The organism is Paraburkholderia sp. GAS82, from assembly GCF_050436285.1.
Classification (GTDB): Bacteria; Pseudomonadota; Gammaproteobacteria; order Burkholderiales; family Burkholderiaceae; genus Paraburkholderia; species Paraburkholderia phenazinium_B.
Genome location: NZ_JBNDLX010000004.1, coordinates 443,925 through 460,714, shown reverse-complemented (window position 1 = coordinate 460,714; position 16,790 = coordinate 443,925). Strand labels below are relative to the sequence as shown.

The 16,790-nt window shown below is 62.0% G+C and carries 13 protein-coding genes; 4 read left to right on the top strand and 9 right to left on the bottom strand.

The genetic code is table 11. The features are described from left to right. Positions 1–36: 36 nt before the first annotated feature. From P3T17_RS15450 to P3T17_RS15425, 6 genes are all read right to left on the bottom strand, one after another. Positions 37–1,524 carry an efflux transporter outer membrane subunit gene (locus P3T17_RS15450; protein WP_429407659.1) on the bottom strand — a complete coding sequence of 496 codons (1,488 nt, stop codon included), beginning with the start codon at positions 1,522–1,524 and terminating at the stop codon, positions 37–39. After that, positions 1,517–2,734 carry an efflux RND transporter periplasmic adaptor subunit gene (locus P3T17_RS15445; RefSeq protein ID WP_429407657.1) on the bottom strand — a complete coding sequence of 406 codons (1,218 nt, stop codon included), beginning with the start codon at positions 2,732–2,734 and terminating at the stop codon, positions 1,517–1,519. Before P3T17_RS15445 ends, P3T17_RS15450 begins: the two co-directional genes overlap by 8 nt. After that, positions 2,724–5,975, bottom strand: a complete 3,252-nt coding sequence (locus P3T17_RS15440; RefSeq protein WP_429407655.1) for an efflux RND transporter permease subunit — start codon at positions 5,973–5,975, stop codon at positions 2,724–2,726. Before P3T17_RS15440 ends, P3T17_RS15445 begins: the two co-directional genes overlap by 11 nt. Positions 5,976–6,260: 285 nt before the next feature. Continuing rightward, positions 6,261–6,935 carry a response regulator transcription factor gene (locus P3T17_RS15435; protein WP_074265105.1) on the bottom strand — a complete coding sequence of 225 codons (675 nt, stop codon included), beginning with the start codon at positions 6,933–6,935 and terminating at the stop codon, positions 6,261–6,263. A gap of 28 nt (positions 6,936–6,963) precedes the next feature. Beyond that, positions 6,964–7,887, bottom strand: coding sequence for a LysR family transcriptional regulator (locus P3T17_RS15430; RefSeq protein ID WP_074265104.1), 924 nt, complete (start codon positions 7,885–7,887; stop codon positions 6,964–6,966). Between the two features lie 320 nt (positions 7,888–8,207). Then, positions 8,208–8,576 carry a hypothetical protein gene (locus tag P3T17_RS15425; RefSeq protein ID WP_174567531.1) on the bottom strand — a complete coding sequence of 123 codons (369 nt, stop codon included), beginning with the start codon at positions 8,574–8,576 and terminating at the stop codon, positions 8,208–8,210. A 250-nt stretch (positions 8,577–8,826) separates the two neighbouring features. Between P3T17_RS15425 and galU the strand changes: the two genes are divergently transcribed. Then, complete coding sequence (gene galU / locus P3T17_RS15420; RefSeq protein ID WP_429407653.1) at positions 8,827–9,720, top strand: UTP--glucose-1-phosphate uridylyltransferase GalU; 894 nt, start codon at positions 8,827–8,829, stop codon at positions 9,718–9,720. A 77-nt stretch (positions 9,721–9,797) separates the two neighbouring features. Here galU and P3T17_RS15415 read toward each other — a convergent pair whose 3' ends face one another. The 3 genes from P3T17_RS15415 to P3T17_RS15405 form a co-directional block, all read right to left on the bottom strand. Continuing rightward, positions 9,798–10,250 (bottom strand): GDP-mannose mannosyl hydrolase, encoded by a 453-nt coding sequence (locus P3T17_RS15415; RefSeq protein ID WP_429407651.1) that lies wholly within the window; start codon positions 10,248–10,250, stop codon positions 9,798–9,800. A gap of 120 nt (positions 10,251–10,370) precedes the next feature. Then, complete coding sequence (locus P3T17_RS15410) at positions 10,371–12,911, bottom strand: hypothetical protein (protein WP_429407649.1); 2,541 nt, start codon at positions 12,909–12,911, stop codon at positions 10,371–10,373. 510 nt (positions 12,912–13,421) lie between these two features. Further along, a complete protein-coding gene (locus P3T17_RS15405) occupies positions 13,422–13,691 on the bottom strand; it encodes a hypothetical protein (RefSeq protein WP_429407647.1) in 270 nt (89 codons plus the stop codon). A gap of 51 nt (positions 13,692–13,742) precedes the next feature. Between P3T17_RS15405 and P3T17_RS15400 the strand changes: the two genes are divergently transcribed. From P3T17_RS15400 to P3T17_RS15390, 3 genes are all read left to right on the top strand, one after another. Further along, entirely contained in the window at positions 13,743–14,030 is a 288-nt protein-coding gene (locus P3T17_RS15400) for a hypothetical protein (RefSeq protein WP_143787526.1), read from the top strand. A 56-nt stretch (positions 14,031–14,086) separates the two neighbouring features. Next, entirely contained in the window at positions 14,087–15,085 is a 999-nt protein-coding gene (locus P3T17_RS15395) for a GlxA family transcriptional regulator (RefSeq protein WP_074265098.1), read from the top strand. Positions 15,086–15,241: 156 nt separating this feature from the next. Beyond that, a complete protein-coding gene (locus P3T17_RS15390; RefSeq protein WP_429407645.1) occupies positions 15,242–16,786 on the top strand; it encodes a mannose-1-phosphate guanylyltransferase/mannose-6-phosphate isomerase in 1,545 nt (514 codons plus the stop codon). Positions 16,787–16,790: the final 4 nt, after the last annotated feature.

Genomic DNA, 16,790 nt, shown 5'->3' with positions numbered 1-16,790 from the left:
GGATAGCGGTTCGACGATCTAAACGTGAAAAGAAATTTATCCACGTGCAGCGGATAACGCTTTTGCCTGAACCGGCGTAGCGGGCGCGGCTGCCACCGCCGTCTGATCCGCCGACCATCCGCCGCCCAGCGCCTCGATCAGTCCCACCGAGGCCAGTAAGCGCCGCGTATTCACGTTCAACGCGAGGATCTGCGTATTCAGTTCAGTGGTCTGCGCGGTCACCACATCCAGATAGCTGACCGTTCCATCGCGATAGCGCGACATCGAGAGATTCAAGGTGCGTTGCGCGTCGGTGAGCGCTTCGTCCTGCTGCGTCGCCTCATCGCCAAGATGATGCAGCTGGGCCAGATTGTCTTCGACCTGCTGGAACGCGAGCAGCACCGCTGCCTTGTATTTCGCGCCGTTTTCCGCCAGCTTTGCACGCGCTTCCTGCGTCATGGCTTCGCGGCGGCCGCCGTCGAACAGGGTCATCACGAGACTCGGACCGATCGACCAGATTTCGTTGGGCGCCATGATCCACGGCGAAAGCGTGTCGCTCTGGAAGCCACCGTCGAGTCCCAGCGAAACGTCCGGGAAGAACGCCGCCTTGGCGATGCCGATCTTTGCGTTCGCCTCAGCCACGCGCCGCTCGGCAGCGGCGATATCGGGACGCCGCTGCAGCAGCGCAGAGGGCAGGCCGGGTGGAATCGACGGCAGATAGGCGAGGCCGGTCGATGCTGTGAGCGAGAACGACGACGCCGGCACGCCAGTCAGCGATGCAATGGCGTGTTCGTACAGTGCGCGTTGAGCCTTGACGTCCTCGGCAGCGGCACGCGCCGAAGCGAGTTGCGTCTGCGCGCGCGATACATCGAGGTCCGAAGCAATGCCGCCGGCGTGACGGCTCATCGTGAGCTGCAAGGCGCGTTCATAGGTGGTAATCGTGTCCGCCAGCAGTTGTTGCTGCTCGTCGAGTCCGCGCAGATTGAAGTAGGCGTCCGCAAGACTCGCCTGCAAGCTCAGACGCACGGAGGCGAGATCCGCGTCGCTCGCCTGGGCGGCCGCCTGGCCTGCGGCTACTTCGTTGCGCACCTTGCCCCACAGATCGAGGTCGTAGTTGATGCCGACGTCGACCGTGTTCGAGCCATACACCGAAGGTTCGCCGGAGCCGCGCAACGGCCGGTTCTCCGATTGCCGGTTGCTCGAGACATTGGCCTGCGCGCCGATGGTCGGGAACAGGCCCGAGCGCGCCTGCGCCAGATAGTCGACGGCTTCGTCATGGCGCGCCACTGCAGCAGCGACGTTCGGATTAGCCGCCGCCACCTGCACTTCGAGCTTGTCGAGCACCGGGTCGCGATATACCTGCCACCAGCCATCGCGCGGCACCTGATCGGCGGGTTTGGCTAGTTGCCAGGCACCGCTTTCCTTGAAGGCCGTCGGAATGGCCGTGGGCGGCACCTGATAGACCGGTGCGAACGAGCAGCCGCTAAACAGTGCGCTGACGGCCAGCGCTACGCACAGGCTGCGCTGTAACTTGAGCCTAGCCATGGGCGCGCTCCGCGTCGCCATGGTCGGCGAGCGACGTGGAAGATGGGTTGGCGGCGTGCGCCGCCGCGATTCGCACCGCGTCACCTGTGGCGATCGAGTCGGGCGGGTTGTCGATCACGCGGTCGCTGGCCTCGAGGCCCGAGCCGATTTCGACCTGGGTGCCGAGATCCGTAGCGATAGTGACAGGCTTGAGTATCGCTTGATCGCCCTTGCCGACCACCGCCACCTGCAAGCCGCTTTGCCGGAAGATCAACGCGCTGGCTGGAACGAGCAGCGCATGAGGGTCGGTGGGCATTGCAAAGTGGACTTCGGTGTATTCGCCTGGAATCAGCAGGCCGTTCTGGTTATCTACCTCGAGTTGCACGAGCAGTGTGCCCGAAGACTGTGTGATCGAATCGTCGGTGTCGAGCAGCTTCGCTTCGAATGTCATCCCGGGACGCTCAGGCATGGTCAGCGTTGCCGTCATGCCCGGCTTGATGGCTGCAGCGTCGCTTTGCGGCACGCTGACATACACCCGCAACTGACGCGCGTCGGAGACCGTAAACAGTTCATGACCGTCACCGCCGCCCGCGTTGATCAGGTCGCCGATATCGGTCTTGCGCGCGGTGACGACACCATCGAACGGCGCGGTGATCCGTTTGAACGATTCAAGTGCTTCGAGACGGTTCACATTCGCCTGGGCGCTTGCCACGATCGCCTGCTTGGCAGCCAGGTCGCCGGTCTTCTCATCGGTGTCCTGCTGCGAGACGGAATCCTGCTTGAGCATTTCGGTCCAGCGTTTGGCGGTGGATGCCGCGAGCTTTTCGTTCGCCTGCGCGTCCTGCAAGTCGGCTTTGGCCTGCAGCAATTGCTGGTCGAGATCGGGCGTATCGATCAGGCCGAGCAGTTGCCCAGCCTTCACATGCGTGCCGATATCCGCGTACCACGCGTGCAGATAGCCCGGCACCCGCGCATAGATGGGTGCGTCGACGAAGGCGGACAGATGACCTGGCAGAACCAGGGATTGCGTTGCGCCCTGTTGACCCGGCGTATGCGCGGCGACGGTCGGAATGGCCTGCGCGGCAGACCACGCGGTCATTTCCTGTTTGGCGTGCACGCGGGTAAAGATGCCGGTTGTCACGATCCCCGCAGCAGCGAGCAGCACGACGATGCCAACCAGCTTCAGATGACGTAGCCGCTTGGGCGAATTGATCTCGATCTCAGTGGACATGGAGGGCTCCGGTTTCGGAAGTAGGATGATTTTTGTCTTTGACAGGAGGGTGCTTCGCCGCATCGCGACGGTGCACCAGGCTGAACACAACCGGGACGAACAGCAACGTGGCGAAGGTCGCGCAGATCAGACCGCCGATCACCGCGCGCCCAAGCGGCGCGTTCTGTTCGCCGCCGTCGCCAAGACCGAGCGCCATCGGCGCCATGCCGATGATCATCGCGAGCGCGGTCATCAGCACCGGGCGAAAGCGTGTGAAGCCGGCTTCCATTGCTGCGACCAGCGCGTTGCCCGTGACCGCGAGGCGTTCGCGTGCGAAGCTCACCACCAGAATGCTGTTGGCCGTGGCCACGCCCATGCAGAGAATGGCGCCGGTCAACGCCGGCACTGAGAGCGGCGTATGCGTGGTGAACAGCATCCAGACGATCCCGGCGAGCGCAGCAGGCAACGCGGTGACGATGACGAATGCATCGGACCACGAATGGAAGTTGACGACAATCAGCATGTAGATCAACGCGATCGCGCCGACGAGGCCAAGCGAGAGTCCGAGGAAGGCGCTGTTCATCGTCTCGACCTGGCCGCGCAAGGTGACCGTCGAGCCCTTCGGCACGTCTTTCGCCGTGGCATGCAGGATGTGCTGGATGTCCGTTGCGACTGCGCCCAGATCGCGCCCCTGGGTGGTTGCAAATACGTCGTAGAGCGGCTCGATGTTGTAGTGCGAGACGACGGCATCGCCGACGCCGCGCTCGATCGTCGCAATGCCACCCAGAATCTGCGACTGGCCGTTCTTGCCAGTGATTGGCAAATTGTTCAGCGCCGAGAGCGACTCCATGCGGTATTGCGGCGTCTGTGCGACGATCGGATACGACACACCGTTATGCGGATTCAGCCAATAGGTGGGTGACACCTGGCTCGTGCCAGAGAGGCTCGCTACCACGGAATTGGTCACGTCCTGCTCGGTGATGCCCAGTTCGTCTGCGCGCGACCGGTCGACCGCCACGGTGAACTGCGGGTAAGTCGACGCCTGCTGGATGCGCGTATCGGCAATGCCCGGAATCAGGCGCATGCGACGCATCACTTCGTTGGCGTAGCGATGGTTGGCATCCTGGTTCGGGCCCGCCACCTGCAGGTCGATCGGTGCCGGTGAGCCGAAGTTCAGAATCTGGCTGACGATATCAGCCGGCAGAAACGAGAAGGTCGTGCCGGGGAATTCGCGCGGCAGGATCTTGCGCAGTGTTTTCACATAGCCGGCGGTAGGTGCATGATTTTCGTTCAGCGAAATCATGATATCGCCGTCGTTCGGCCCCGTAGTGCCGCTATTGTTGTAGGTCAGGTTGATACCGCTGTTCGGCAGCCCGACGTTGTCGATGATGCTGCCGAGTTGATTGGGCGGCACTACACTGCGCACGGCGTTCTCGATGTGATCGAACTCGGCGGCGGTATCTTCGATGCGCGTGCCGACCGGCGCGCGGACATGAAGCGAGATTTCGCCCGAATCGATGTCGGGAAAGAAATTGCGCCCCAGCCATGGCGCAAGCAGGAACGACGCGCCGACCACGATCAGAAAGCCAACCACGAAGCGCTTGCGGTTGGTCAGCGCGAGGCCAAGCACGATGCGATACACTGCGCGCACGCGTTCGAAGCGATGCTCGAAGCCGCGCTGAAAGCGCACCAGCGGATTGCGCGAAGCGGGTGGGTGGTGGTGGCCGCCGTGCGGTTCCATCGCCGCCGCCAGTTCGCCGGAGGCGTGACCGCCCGACGCATGCGGCTTCAGCAGATACTGCGCGAGCATCGGCACGAAGGTGCGCGACAGCACAAACGACGCCACCATCGCAAAGATCACCGCTTCGGCCATCGGCACGAACAGGAAGCGGGCGATGCCGTTCAGCAGCAGCATCGGCACGAACACGATACAGATACACAGCAACGAGACGAACGCCGGCCCGACGATCTGCGCGGCGCCATCCATGATCGCGCTCCTGACATCCTTGCCTTGCTCGAGGTGCCAGTTGATGTTTTCGATCGTGACGGTAGCGTCGTCCACCAGAATCCCGACCGCAAGCGCGAGACCGCCTAGCGTCATCACGTTGAGCGTTTCGCCCATCGCCGAGAGGCCGGCAATGGCAGCCAGCACGGCGAGAGGAATCGACGCCGCGATGATCAGCGTCGAGCGCCAGCTGCCGAGGAACAGCAGAATCATCAGCGACGTCAGCGCCGCGGCGATGATGCCTTCGCGCGCCACACCGCTCACGGCGCCCTTCACGAAGGTGGATTGATCGCCCATCGTAACGAGCTTGAGCCCGGGCGGCAGCGTCTCCTCGATGCGCGGCAGTTGCGCCTTGACACCCGCGATGATGTCGAGCGTGGAGGCCGAGCCGTTCTTCAGGATACTCATCAGCACCGCGCGGTGTCCGTCCACGCGCACGATGTTGGTCTGCGGGGGATAGCCGTCCCGCACGTGGGCGACGTCGCGAATATAGATGGTTGCGCCGTCCACGGTCTTGATCGGCAGGTTGTTCAGTTCCTGCAGCGACAGCGGGCTGTTGTTCAGCTTGATGTTGTATTCGAAGCTACCGATCTTCTCGGTGCCAGCCGGGATGATCTGGTTCTGCTGAGCCAGGGCGTCGGCTACATCCTGCGCGGAGAGTTTCTTCGCCTGCAGCGCTTGTGGGTCGAGGTCGATCTGTACTTCGCGGGTCTTGCCACCGTAGGCGGTCGGAATCGCCACGCCGGGCACGCTCAGCAGTTGCGGACGGATGAAGTTGGTCGCGTAGTCGGCGAGCTTCTGTTCGTCGAGCGTATTGCTGGTGAGCGCCAGTTGCAGAACCGGCACGGTCGAGGCGTTGTAGTTGAGGATCTGCGGCGGCGTCGTGCCAGGCGGCATCTGCTTCAGCACGGTCTGCGAAACCGAAGTGACCTGCGCCGTGGCCGTGCGAATATCGACGTTCGGCTGGAAGAAAATCTTGACGATGCCGTAGCCGCGAAACGATTGCGATTCGATGTGCTGAACATCGTTGACCGTGGTGCCGAGCGTGCGCTCGTAATACGTGACGATGCGCCCGGCCATGTCGTCCGGTTGCAGGCCCGCGTAGTTCCACACCACGCTGATCACCGGAATGCGGATGTCAGGGAAGATATCGGTTGGTGTGCGCAACGCGGACAGCGGGCCGATCAGGACGATCAGCAGCGCAAGCACGATGAACGTGTAAGGCCGCGTTAGCGCTAGCCGGACTATTTTTAACATCGAAAGCTGCTCCGTTCAGAATGGCGCGATGACTCGGCGGCGTCAGTCGGTTAGGGCAAATCCCACTGGTGGATTACCCGATGTCGGTATTCTGTAGAGCAGGCCCTAACACCCTGCGACTAAAAAAATGAAACAAGTTTTAGTTGCCACGCATGGGCGAAATTCACAGTGCGGTGACGACGCGTTAGCCGTGCGGCAGCGCGATCACGTGCAAAGACACACAGCGCGCCGCATGGGGCACGCTGTGTTCGATGAGAGGGGAGAGGGCGGCGACGCGCTTGCGCGTCAACCGAACAGGTAGCCGGAGCCGCGGATGGTACGGATCAGTGGACGCTCGCCCGGCACGTCCACCTTCTTGCGCAGACGCCCCACGTGCACGTCGATGAGATTGGTGCCCGGATCAAAGCGGCAACCCCACACCGCTTCGAAAATCATCGTGCGCGTCAGCACCTGGCCTGCATGACGCATCATGAATTCGAGGACGCGGAATTCGGTCGGCTGCAGTTCGAGTTCGCGCTTGCCGTGGGTGACGCGTCGGCGCACCAGGTCGAGCTCAAGCGCACCGGTACGCAGCAAGGTCTCGGCCTTGGCATTACGCGGACGCCGCCGCAGCAGTACTTCCACGCGTGCAAACATCTCGTCGGCCGAGAACGGCTTGGTCAGATAGTCGTCGCCACCGGCGCGCAGCCCCTGAATGCGATGATCGACATCGGACATCGCGCTCATCACCAGCACCGGCGTTTCCATGCCCACACCGCGCATGGTGGCGACGATCGTCAGACCGTCGAGATCCGGCAGCATGCGGTCGAGCGTGACGACGTCGTATTCGCCTGCCATGACCTTGGCCATGCCTTCGCGGCCGGTGCGAGCCACGTCGACCGAGAAACCGCTCGATGTGAGCGTGCGCACGATATCGTCCGCGATCAGTTCATCGTCTTCGATCGTCAGTATCTTCGGCATGGTTCGCTAGCGTATTTCTTCAGGGCCATCAGGCGACGACCCGCAACGCGACCTGCTTGTCGGGTGCGCGATACTGGCTCACAGCAAAGTCGATAAAGCTGCGCACCTTCATCGACAGATAGTTGCGGCCGGAGTACAGGATCGACACATGACGGGGACCGCCATTCACCTGGTACTCTTCGAGCACCGGCACGAGCGTGCCGTGAGCGAGGTCTTCGTCGACGAACGGCAGCGGCAGCAACGCGATGCCCATGTGGTTGAGAGCGGCCACCCGCACCATCGCGCTGCTGGTCGCCGTCAATGCGCTACCGGTGTTGACGCGGTAGACGCCGTCGGCATCCGCGAATTCCCAGGTCCGCGAGGTGCCGTCGGAGACCGTCAGCAAGCCATGACGATTCAGTGCGGCCGGGTCGCGCGGCGTGCCGTGGCGAGCCAGATACGACGGCGAAGCGACCGTGACTTCCTCGATGCTCGTGAGTGTGCGGCTCACCAGTGTGGAGCTGGCGAGGCGGCGGTCGTCGGAGAAGCATACGTCGTAGCCGCCTTCCACCATGTCGATATGCGTGTCGAAGGTGGTGATGTCGAAATCGACCCGCGGATGCAGCGTTCGATAGGAGGCGAGCAGGTTGCCGAGCCCTGAGGTCGCGAAGGTCATGGGTGTGGCGATGCGCAAGGTGCCGCGCGGGTCGCGGGTGGTCTGCACGAGGTTCGATTCCATTTCATCGAGCTTTTCGATGATCGTGCGGCAGCCGTCCAGATACTCCTTGCCCACTTCCGTGAGCGACAGGCTGCGCGTCGTGCGGTTGAGCAGGCGCATGTTCAGATGCGCCTCGAGCATACTGACACTGCGCGTGACGGCGGCAGCCGACATGCCCAGTTGTCTCGCGGCCAGGTTGAAGCTGGCGAGATCGACTACGCGTGTGAAGACACGCATCGCTTGTAGCTGGTTCATGTTCGTACACTAGGAAAGGACGATGCGTGCATCATGGGCGCTCGCAGATAACATGGCACTGCCAGCTTGATTAAGTCTTTTTTAATTTTGTGCAATGTTCATGAACTGCGTGGATACATTGCGCGCGTCGGAGGCGCGGTGCGCGGGTCGCCTTGCAAAAGCGACAGGCAAAAAAAAAGCGCGGACAAGCCGCGCTGTAAGGAGATCTTGAAAAAGACCGCAGTGATGCGGAAAGGTCAGTATAGGGTGTCGCATGTGCGCAGTGGAGACGAACTTTGAAATACATTGCTGCACAAAGCGGAACAAATCGTTGCAACGCTTCAATTCATCAGCGCGTGCGCCTCTTCCACTTCCAGTTGCTTGAGATGCTTCGACAAGGCGTCGTTAAGTTTGGCGAGGCTTGCCGTGGGCAGCGCAAAGCCGGCCCAGCCGAGACCGGTGTGTCGCATGAACAGCACGGCGCCGTCATAGAGCGGATGTTTCTCCGTGTGCCAGCAAGGATCCATTTCGATTACATACTGGTGCGTGCGCGACGGCTCTTTCGGCACTTCAGGCCGCATCGCGGCGCGCAGCAGGCTCAGGCGCTCGATGACCGCGTCGACTTCGCTCGCCGCCAGCAGCACAGAATTGTCGTCGACGGCAACCCGTACTGCATTGTCACCGTACTCGTTGATCATCTCGATGCTCATCGGCATGTCCGGCTCCTCAATACGTATCACGTTGAGGAAATTATGGATCGGCGGCCGCGCGCGTTGGCTGAAACAGGGCAATCGTTTGATGAAACTTAATTTAAGTAACGCGTGACCCGGTATAGGCTGGCTTCGCCACCGGCGGCGGGAAACGGCGAACAGTTGGCAGGTAATTTCGACAGCTGCGGAATAGGCTCGGATTCACATAGCGGGAAACCGGAAACAACGACACGAAAGGGGAGTGAAGAAAATGCGCAACGTTCATAAAGCGGTTTTTCCCGTAGGCGGACTCGGAACGCGATTTCTGCCCGCCACCAAGGCCAGCCCCAAAGAGATGCTGCCGATCGTCGACAAGCCCTTGATCCAGTATGCGGTCGAAGAAGCGATCGCCGCCGGCATTACCGAAATGATCTTCGTCACGGGGCGCGGCAAGCGCGCGATCGAAGATCACTTCGACAAGTCATACGAGATCGAGGCCGAACTGATGGCCCGTGGCAAGCAGGATCTGCTTGCTCTGGTGCGCGGCATCAAGCCGAGCCACGTCGATTGCTTTTATGTGCGGCAGTCGGAGCCGCGCGGCCTCGGCCATGCGGTTCTGTGCGCTGAGAAGCTGATCGGCGACGAGCCGTTTGCCGTGATGCTGGCCGACGATCTGATCGACGGCCGCCCACCCGTGCTGACGCAGATGATCGGCGTCTTCGACCATTACCACTGTTCGGTGATCGGCGTGGAAGAGATCGAGCCGCGGGAAACGCGATCCTATGGCGTGATAGAGGGCAAGGCGTGGGACGACCGCGTGTTCCGCATGTCGGGCGTGGTGGAAAAACCCGAACCGGCGCGGGCGCCGTCGAATCTAGGTGTCGTGGGGCGTTATGTGCTGACGCCGGGGATTTTCGGGCATCTGCGCAAGACGCAGCCAGGCGCCGGCGGCGAGATCCAGTTGACCGATGCGATCCAGTCGCTGCTCGCCGACGAACAGGTGCTCGCCTACCGCTACCACGGCAAGCGTTTCGACTGCGGCAGCAAGCTCGGTTATCTGAAGGCGACGGTCGAGTTCGCGCTCAGGCATCCCGAGGTGAAAGCTGGCTTTGAAGCTTATCTGAATGTAAAACTCGCGGCAGATAGCCTGGAGATGGCCGAATGAGCCGGGTGTGACAATGCGCGGCTGAGAAACCTGCAGTCGCGCTTGTGTGCTTGTGTATTAAGCGCTTCTAAGTTTCCTTAGCGGAAATACGCCTTGGTGTTCTCATGCACGTCGCTGCAGGCCAGCAGTTCCGACGGCGTCATCCAGACGTAGTCGCTGTGCTGTTCGAAGCAACCGATACGCGCTGTTTCGCGCAGCACCAGCATATAGCCGAGCACGATGTAGTGAGTTGAGATATCGGCCGCGCCGGCGAAGTTTTCGTCATAGTGATGTTCGAATACGCCGCGAAAGCAGGCCGCATTCTGCGACTGATTCTCCAGCCCGAGTTCTTCGCGTGCGATCCGGCTGAATGCGCCGCTTAGCGATTCGTCCTTGTGGATCCTTCCGCCGGGCACGAACCAAGCGCCCAGTGCGGGGCGGTTGACGCGACGTCCGAGCAGCACCCGTCCCTGGTCGTCGACGACGATGAGGTCGATCGAGATGAGCGGCGTCAGGCGAACGACGTCGAGGAATTCGGGGCGGGCAAGCATGGTAGCGTCGATCTCCTCAGTCGTCTGCGCGAGCAGATCTCAGTCTAGCGTTTCGTGCCGGCGCATCCGCCAGCGGCATCCCTGCCAAATGCGCCGAACTCTCTGCGCATCAGGACAAGCTCACTGCGCGACGTAACCGGCCGGCGTCGTGACGTTGGCGCGAGCGACGCCCGCGTTGGTCGAAATCACGTAGATGGGCGCCTCAGTCAGCGTGAGCGCAGCCACGCCGTTGCTGTAGGGCAGGCTCGACGGATTGCCCATCATGTCGAGCACCGTCACCTGGCCGGAGCTGCCCGGCGCGTCGACCTGCAGGCTGTAGGGCACCTGATAGGTTGCGCTGAAGCCCTTGCTCGCGTTCCAGGCTGCATTGTTATGGGTCCATAGGGCCGTGACCACCGCGCCGTTATTCAACTGCTGGAACGCATACGCGTAGACACCGGCCGGCAGATTGTTGAGCGGGCCGAGCGTGTTGGTGCCGTCGATAAGGCGGGTCATCGCAGCGGTGACCATGGCCGCGGGCTTCGGACTGATGGCGGACGGCCCGTAGCCACCTTGCGGATCGGCGAGATCGAAGAACAGTCCATAACCAGCCTGGTCCGGAAAGTCGGTCGCATAGAACAGATAGGTCACATCGGCACCCTCGCCGAGCAGGATCAGGTGCGTGCGCGCGACCAGCGCGCCCTGGGCGTACAGCACGTTCGGCGTCGGATAGTTCGGGCCATATTTGGAGCCGATGTCGTAGCTGATGCCGGTTTCGGTGACAAACAGACGCGCGCCGGGTTTGAGCGTCGAGGCAATCTGCTGGCGCAGCGCACGCATGGTCGCAGGCAGCGACTGGGCCGCCTTGGCGGGATCGCTGTCGCCCACGAGCCGCTCGGGTGGATGCGACGGCGTGGTGCCGACGTCGTAGTAGCCATGAATCGACACGCCGTCGAGGTACTTCGCGATGCCGAGCGGCTGGAGCCGCTGCAGCCATTCGGTATTGGTGGCGACCGAGGCGTTGGTGGTGCCCATGATCACGGCATTGGGGTCGCTTGCGTGAATGGCCTGCCAGGTGGCCTGATACAGCGCGACCAGATTGGCGTCCGTGTCCTTCCAGGGTAAGCCGCTGTTGTAATCGGGCTCCCACGTCACCTGATAGTAGTTGCGCGATTGCCGCGGAAAGTGCTGGGTGCGCACCTGGTTCGACTCCTGGCCGACCTTGGTCATGAAGGCCTGATACGCCGGCACCGAGACTGGCAGATAGCTGTGGGTGGCAACGTGCGTGGGGCTCGCCCATGCGGGAATCCCGTCCAGCTGGATCAGGCGCAGCAGATCGCCGCCCTTGAGGAACGGTGCGAGCGGATAGGACGCGGCGTTGAAGGTGTTCGGGCCGTTCGGCTCCATCATGTACCAGTTGCGGTTATCGTTGACCCACCGCAGTCCCAGATCGGGGTAGAGCGGCCGGTAGCCGTCGCCCGAGCAGCAGTGCTGGCCGGGCGTCACATAGGCCGAGCCCTGGCCGCCGAACCGGTGCAGGTCCTCACGCGCGTAGGTGGGGGGAGTGATGACGCCAGACAGATCGGGCAGAACGCCGAAGCTCGCCATGCCGACCGGCCGCGTGCCGCGAGCCGGCAGGTCTGCGCCGGCCGAACTCAGGCTCGCGGAGATGGCAAAGTAACCGGCGAGCGTCGATACGCAATTGAGCGTGACGACCTGCGGGCCGCTCGCGATCTGGAATTGCCCGGATGCGCGCACGTTGCTCCAGGTATCGAGAATCTGCCAGTCGAGTGTGTCGCGCTGCCTGGCGCGCGTGGTGAGTTCCACCGCGAAGGGGCGACCGTTGGCGAACATGCGCGTACCGTCGCCGCCGGGTGTATCCGCTTCGATGGCGGGGCCGTCGGCCGCCGCGTTGGCCGGTTCGGACGGTGCGCCACAGGTCAGCGCACTCTTGCCAGGCGTCGCGATGATCGATGTCGGCGTGGGTGCCGGCGCCACGCCGCTGTCGTACCAGCAGCGTTTTTGCGCGCCGGGCGCCGGATCGCCGAACACGGTGTTGTCGCACGCCGTGCCGCCGGTAAAGGTCAGGATGACATATTTTGAATCGCTGCCGTACTTGACGTCGTGCGTACCTGAGAAAGCACACGTGCCGCGCTCGCTGGCGCACGCGGTCCAGGTGATAGCGGCACGGTGGGGCGCGGCGGTGGCGGCCGGTGGCGGATCCTGAGAGCGGGCATCGGTTCCGTCTGCGACAAGCGTTGGGGCTGGGTTCGGTGGCGCAGCGGCGTTCGTCGCCGAGGTGCGCACGATCCAGCAACTCTTTTGCGAGCCCGGTGCCGGGTCGCCGAATACGCTGTTATTGCAAGGCTTGCCGCCGGTGAGCGTGAGCACGACGTAGCGGTTCGAGGTGCCGTAGCGAACCTGTTCGGTGCCGGAGAAGCGGCAAAACCCGCGCTCTGCTGCGCACAGCGTCGCCGGGCTCGCCGTCTGCGCCGATGACGCCTGTGGGGCTTGCGGGTCGTTTTCCGTGGCCGCGTTCACAGCGACATCGTGCTGGCTGCAGGCGGCGATGGTGAGCGCCACCATCAGACAAAGCGCGAGCGTCGTCAGTGAAAATCCGCCACGCCGAAAGAGGGACACAGATGGCGCAAGCTCGTGCTGCGAGGACGGTGTGTGTCTCATGGTGGTCCGAAGAACGACGCAGCGGCGCGCGAGTAGCGCCGTGAACATGGCAGAAGCAATACTCACATCATTCAGGCACACGATAAAACCCCGTCCAGTGCGCTACACCACGCAGCTCGCGTGTTGTCTTCGGCCGTTCCACGCACGGTGCAGCGATTCGTCAACGTGGTGCAGCGTTAGCACCCTCATCGCCGGCGTACGCCCGCTTGTGGTGTCAAATCTCAGCATAGGGGACGCGTACCTGGTACGCCACGACAAACTCCAGGTCATCGGAGCAATAAACGTCGCGCGTTGTGCAATCCGCGCGAGCTTACGGACAAAATATGCAATGCTGCGATCGCGCTGGTTTTTTAATCAGTAATAGATGCCTGCGCCCGTCGGAATAAATCGTCTGACGAGCGAAATAGTTACACGGATGAAACGCTGTTACCATAACTGGCCGCTTATGCGAGAGCCGATTCGAAATCCGGTCGGACGAATAGATCAGACTTATTGAATTTGCATGGCGTTTCAATATTGAAACATTTCCGACACCTCCGGACTCTGTACGGTTTTGAAACAAATTCGGTTGTGGGCTGTAAATAGGGTATTGGCGGCGATTTCATAAAATAATAAAGGCCTCACTTCTTCGTTCCAATTGCTTAAAGCCGATCTGGCTCCTTCAATCAATTTCACCTTTGAAACGTTTTTCGCCGTCCGGGACAGCACGGCAAGGTGCTGCTCCCCGCAATCCCCCGCCACATCGGGCTGGTACGCGACGTGCTTGGTGCGATGCATCATAAAGTTCAAAACAGGCCATCGTACGAGGATTCCTCCGCGGACTCCTTTCACATGCAGAGCAACATTGCCGTTTCACCGGCAATTTCGCCTGCCGTACCGGCTTGCGCTCGTCCAGTAGACCGTTTTGATTCATCTGATGTTTTATACGTTCCGCTAAAATGCGGCACAAGGATATCAATGAGTCAAATGTCGCGATTAGCCAAGCTGTTGTACGTTCGCATCGATTTCCATTTTGCGAATTTATATATAGCGACGCAATCCGCCAACATCGCGCGCATTTCGGTCACTGTCATCAACGGCGATTTTCGGCGTGGATATGATGCAGTGCAATGTTATTAAAAAGTTAGAAAATCAGAAGATTCGGCCCGCAACGCATGACATGGTAGGGGAAGATCATGCCGCATATGTCCGTTGATACCGCGAGGATTACCTGGCTGCATACGCCTAACGTGAATGTGCGATGTGCAGCGCGCCGCGTAGGCATCCTGTTGTTCGAACGATTCGGCTTGCTGGGCGCGGGCATCGTGGCCGAGATGTTCCATACGGCCAACGAAATCGCCACCGCGCATGGCGGCGACGACCCACCTTACGAAGTGCAATTTCTCTCGATGGAAGGCGGCAGCATTGCCAGCTCGTCGTCCGCGCGGATGTGGACGGATGGCGTCGACGCACGCTACAACACCGGCTTCGATGTGCTGTTCGTAGCAGGCGGCTATGGCGCCAACCTGGCGGCTCGCGACGAACGCCTGCTCGGCTGGCTGCGCTCGGTGCGCTCGCGCACCCGCACCATCGAACCAATCGCCGAGGGCCGTCTGATCCTGGCCGCTGCGGGTCTCGCCGAACACGACGACATCAGACATACGAGTCCATATCTGACGCACGTCGCGAACGACAGCACGCTCAGCGAAGCGAACGACCATCATGACTCGAGCAAGAGCGCGCTGATGTCCATCAAGCGCGATCTGGGTCTCGACGTGGCCCGCAATGTCGCCGATCGCGTCATGCCCGGCATGGGCGCTGCCTTGATGCCGCGGCTCGCCGAGGGCGGCACGATGAGCGTCGGCGAAAAGATCCGCGCGGCGGCACGCTGGATGGAGGCTAACTGCGATCGACCGGTGTCGGTAGCCGATGCCGCGCATGTGGCGGCCATGAGCGAGCGTAATTTCCTGCGCCGCTTCAAGCATGAGATGCACGTTACGCCGTCCGATTACCTGTTGCAGGTTCGCTTGCGCATCGCATGCAACTTCCTTACGGAAACGGAGTTGCCCGTGGACAAGATTGCACGGCGCAGCGGCACCGGCAATGGCGACCGGCTGGCGAAAATCTTCCGCAAACGCATGGCGCTCTCACCGACGGAATACCGCGCTCGCAGCCGTACTGTTACGCAGGACTAAACACGACGGATCCGGGAATGGCGAGCGGCATCGCCGCCTGAGATCTGGGGGTGCGAACGGGGCAGGCCGCCCGTGAGCGTGGGTTGGATGCGCGTGTTCGCGCACCTCGGCCTGTCAACGAAAAGAACGCCCTATTTAGGTGTAGGAGTACTAAAAATGGAAAATGCGTACCGGGATAACGCCGACCAGGACGGCAGCACCGGCGATGGCGCGGGCAAGCTGACATTTACCGAACAGCCGTCGAGCGGGTTGAGCATCGCCCCGGTGATTCTTGCTGGCGGCTCGGGAACCCGCCTTTGGCCGCTGTCGCGCGAGAACCACCCCAAACAGTTGATCGACGTAATCGGCACGCAATCGCTGCTGCAGGACACCGTCTCGCGCATGCAAGGCTTTTCCGCGCAATGGACGGTCAGGTCTGCGCCGATCATCATCTGCGGCGAAGAGCATCGCTTCGTGACGGCCGAGCAGTTGCGCGAGAACGGCGTCGAGGCACAGCTCATCGTCGAGCCGGCACGCCGCGATACGGCGCCGGCGTTGACGCTCGCTGCCGCACTGGCGATAGCCGACGGCGACGACGTGATTCTGGTCGCGATGCCGGCCGATCACGCCGTGCTCGACACCGCGTCGTTCCAGCAGGCCCTCGCACGCGCCGCCGAGCATGCGCAGCGCGGCGCAATCGCCACGCTCGGCGTGCCGCCGACGCGGCCCGACACGGCATTCGGCTATATCCGCCTCGGCGCCGAGATCGAACCGGACACCTTCCGCATCGACCGCTTCGTCGAAAAACCCGCGCTCGAACTGGCCACGCAATACGTCGCCTCGGGTGCGTACTGGTGGAACAGCGGCATCTTCGTCGTGCGCGCTTCGGTATGGCTCGAACTGGTCGAACGTCTGCAACCTGCCATGGCCGAGGCTTGCCTCGCCGCGGTTGCCGGCGGCAAGACGGATGGCACGTTCTTCCGCCCGCAGGCGGAGGCGTTTGCCAAGGCGCCGTCGGATTCGATCGATTACGCCGTGATGGAGCGGCTCAATACAGCAGGACCCGAAGGCCAGCCCTTCGAGGGTGTCGTCGTGCCGCTGGTGGCGGGCTGGTCCGATCTGGGATCGTGGGACGCGGTATGGGATGCGCTCGACAAGGATGACGCCGGCAATGTCGGCCGTGGCCGCGTGGTGTTCGAAGGCAGCTCCTCGTCGTACGCGCATTCGGAAGGGCGTCTGGTGGCCTGTGTAGGCATCAGCAATATCGTCGTGGTCGAAACGGCGGACGCCGTGCTGGTCGCCGACCGCTCGCACGTGCAGGAGGTCAAGGGTCTGGTCGCACGCATCAAGGCCGACCGTTCACCCGAAGCCGACGCACACCGCAAGGTGCGGCGCCCATGGGGCTTTTACGATTCCATCGATCAGGGCGACCGCTTCCAGGTGAAGCGCATCGTGGTCGAGCCGGGTTCGCGGCTCTCGCTGCAACTGCATCACCATCGCGCGGAACACTGGGTCGTCGTGCGCGGCACGGCGATGGTCACGCGCGGCGAGGAGCGCTTTCTACTGAGCGAAAACGAGTCGACCTACATTCCGCTCGGCGTACGTCACAGGCTTGAAAACCCCGGCAAGGTGCCGCTCGAAATCATCGAAGTCCAATCAGGATCGTATCTCGGCGAAGACGATATCGTGCGGTTCGACGATACGTACGGCCGCTGCAATTGAGTCT